The following is a 3,119-nucleotide window of genomic DNA, read 5'->3' as shown; positions in this document are numbered from 1 at the left end:
CCAGCGGTGGGCGCGTCCCCCGGCCGCCCCGCTCCCCGGCGGCCCCCCGCCGCCCCACTAGTTTTGGCGTGGGCGGGCACGGCCTGTGCCTAGCAGGGGGCGGCACTACGGGAAAGGCTTCACCCGGTGTTCTGCACGCCTTGCGATACGCCGTTGACGCAGGCTACCAAGGCACGCAGCAGACCCTCATCCTGGCGATCACTTGCACGCCAGCGCTGCAGCAGGTCCACCTGCAGAATGCTGATCGGGTCGATGTAGGGATTGCGTAGGCGGATCGACAACGCAAGCCGCGGGTCCTGCTCCAACAACTCCTGCTGGCCACTCAAGCGCTTCACCCAATGTGCGGTCAGCGCTAGTTCCTCGCGAATCAGCGGAAAGAACTGCTCGTGCAGCGGGCCGGCCAGTTTGGAGAATTGCTCAGCGATATGGATGTCGCCCTTGCTCAACACCATCGACATGTCATCGAGGAAGGTCTCGAAGAACGGCCAATCGTGCGCCATCTCCCGCAGTGTCTGCTCATGCCCAGCATCTGCAGCAGCCTGCAGACCACTGCCGACACCGAACCAACCCGGAATCACCGCCCGTGCCTGGCTCCAGGCAAACACCCACGGGATAGCACGCAGATTGCTCAGCGCCGCATCCTGACCCAAGCGCCGCGATGGCCGTGAACCAAGCGTCATGCGCTCGATCACATCGATCGGGGTCGCTTGGCGGAAGTAGTTCATGAACTGTGCGTCGCCGACAAAGGCGCGATAGGCCACAGAACTCTGCTCGGCAACCAAAGCCATCACCGGCTTCCACTGTTCCTCGCGCGGCTCGTCAGCACGCGGGCGCAGGCTGGCACGCAGTACCGCGCCGGCCGATTGCTCCAGCGAGCGCAACGCCAACGCACGGATACCGTACTTGCGATGGATCACCTCGCCCTGTTCGGTGACACGCAGGCGGCCACCGATGCTGCCGCGTGGCGAGGCGTTCACTGCATGGGTGGTCTTGGTGCCACCGCGACTGATCGAGCCACCGCGACCGTGGAAGAAGGTCAGCTTTACGCCGAACTCGGCCGCTGTTTCCAGCAGCTCGACCTGCGCGTGTTGCAGGCCCCAGCGTGAGGCAGCGATACCGCCATCCTTGCCACTGTCCGAATAACCCAGCATCACCATCTGCACATCATCACGAGCAGCCAGATGCGCGCGATAGACCGGATCGGCGAGCAGATCGCGCAGGGTGGCAGTGCCGCGCTGCAGGTCATCGACGGTTTCAAACAACGGCGCGATGTCCAGAGGCACTGCGCCCTCCGCATCAAGCAGGCCACCACGACGTGCCAGTGCCAGCACCGCCAGAACGTCGCCGCGATCGTGCGCCATCGAGATGATGTAGCTGCCCAATGCATCAGCTCCGTGGCGACGACGCGCGTCCGCCAATGCGGCAAACACCTTGTCCAGGCGCTGACCTGCTTCATCCTCGCCACACGCCAGCACTTCGGTACCGGCGGCGTACCGCGACAGCAACTGCGCACGCGCCGCATCGTCCAACGCGTCGAATGCCTCCTGCCCGCCCAGCACTTCGGCCAGCGCGCGCGAATGCACACTGGATTCCTGGCGCACATCCAGGCGCGCCAGATGGAAACCAAACGTGCGCACGCGCCACAGCAGACGCCGCACCGAGAACCAACCAGCGTGCTTGCCCTTGTTGGCTTCAAGACTATCGAGGATGAGCTGGATGTCGTGGATGAATTCTTCCGGCGACGCATATGCCCCCGGGGCATCCTCCAATGTCGCCTGCAGACGCGCGCGCATGCGGTCGTTGAGCAGGCGGTACGGCATGTCGGCATGACGCGGGCGCGACTTCACCTGCGGCAGCAGTTGCTGGTACTCCTGCACACGCGCCAGCACTTCCGCGCTGACACCGACCAGTTCGGTCGATTGGCTGAGCAGGCTGGCCAGCGCCACCATGTCTTTCAGATACAAGCCCAACACCGCGCTGCGCTGTGCGTTCAAGGTATTGGTGATGGTGCCGGCGTCCACATTCGGATTGCCGTCCATGTCGCCGCCGACCCATGTGCCGAAGCGCAGCAGACGTGGCAACGGCAAGGTCCGGCCCCAGGTGTCGCGCAGCGCCTGTTCCAAGGACTCGTAGAACACCGGAATTACCCGGTACAGCACGCGGGTCAGATAGAAGCCAACGTGTTCGCGCTCATCATCAACGGTTGGGCGCACCGGCGAGGAATCGGCGGTCTGCCACGATGCGGTCAAGGCCATGCGGAAACGCGCGGCATCGGCGGCCTGCTCGCCGGGCGTGCGTTGGCCGTCGAGGTTGTCGACCAAGGCGGCAACCATCAACTGTTCTTTTTCCAGCAGCGCGCGGCGCACAGCTTCGGTGGGGTGCGCGGTGAACACCGGTTCGATATCGATCTGCGGCAGCCACTGCGCCAGTTCTTCCGGCGTCACGCCCTGTGCCTTCAGCGCAAGCAAGGCGTCATGCAGGCCTTCCGGCTGCGGACGCTTGGTGCCTGCGCGCTGATAGTCACGGCGACGGCGGATGCGATGCACGCGCTCGGCGATGTTGACCACCTGGAAGTAAGTGCTGAAGGCACGCACCAGCGCTTCGGCATCGCGCGGTGCGCGGCCGGCAAGCTGGGTGCTCAGCTGGGTCAACGGCGCCTGGCTTTCGCGGCGGGCGATGGCGGTGGTGCGCACATCTTCAACCTCGTCGAGGAAGCCCGGCGATACCTGTTCGGAAATAAGATCACCAACCAGTGTGCCCAGGCGACGCACATCGTCGCGCAAGGGCAGGTCGGGGGTGGCGAAGACAACGCTGCTGCGGTACTCGTTCATCTAAGACGTAGAGCCTGGAGAGCGGAAACCCGTCAAGCCTACCGCAAAAATCAGCACAATTTTGCAGTGCACCAAACCTGAAACAGTTGCATTTGAATGTTGTCTGGCAGCTGTCCTTTTGGACAGAAAGGTACGCTGGATCAGTCAGTTCGAGGACATGACGAAACGGCAACGCTTCACCTGTAGTGGGGGGGGGGGGGGGGGGGGGGGGGGGGTGGGGGGGGGTAGAAGCACAGGCCCCCCCCGGCGGGGCGCGGGGGGGGGGGGGGGGGGGGGTTTGGGTGGGGG

Annotated in this window: 1 protein-coding gene; it reads right to left on the bottom strand. The window is 64.5% G+C overall.

Annotation, left to right across the window (positions count from 1 at the left end; genetic code table 11):
- Positions 1-119: 119 nt before the first annotated feature.
- Positions 120-2,831 carry a phosphoenolpyruvate carboxylase gene (gene ppc / locus ACVOLZ_RS22195; protein ID WP_481518024.1) on the bottom strand — a complete coding sequence of 904 codons (2,712 nt, stop codon included), beginning with the start codon at positions 2,829-2,831 and terminating at the stop codon, positions 120-122.
- Positions 2,832-3,119 lie beyond the last annotated feature (288 nt).

The sequence above is a fragment of the Stenotrophomonas sp. STEN020 genome (assembly GCF_056760195.1).
Note: the sequence above shows the minus strand (reverse complement) of the source record. Positions and strands in the feature narration are given on the sequence as shown.

Excerpts from the sequence above, each read along its gene's own strand:
- ppc (WP_481518024.1), bottom strand. The coding sequence starts at position 2,831 with ATGAACGAGTACCGCAGCAGCGTTGTCTTCGCCACCCCCGACCTGCCC.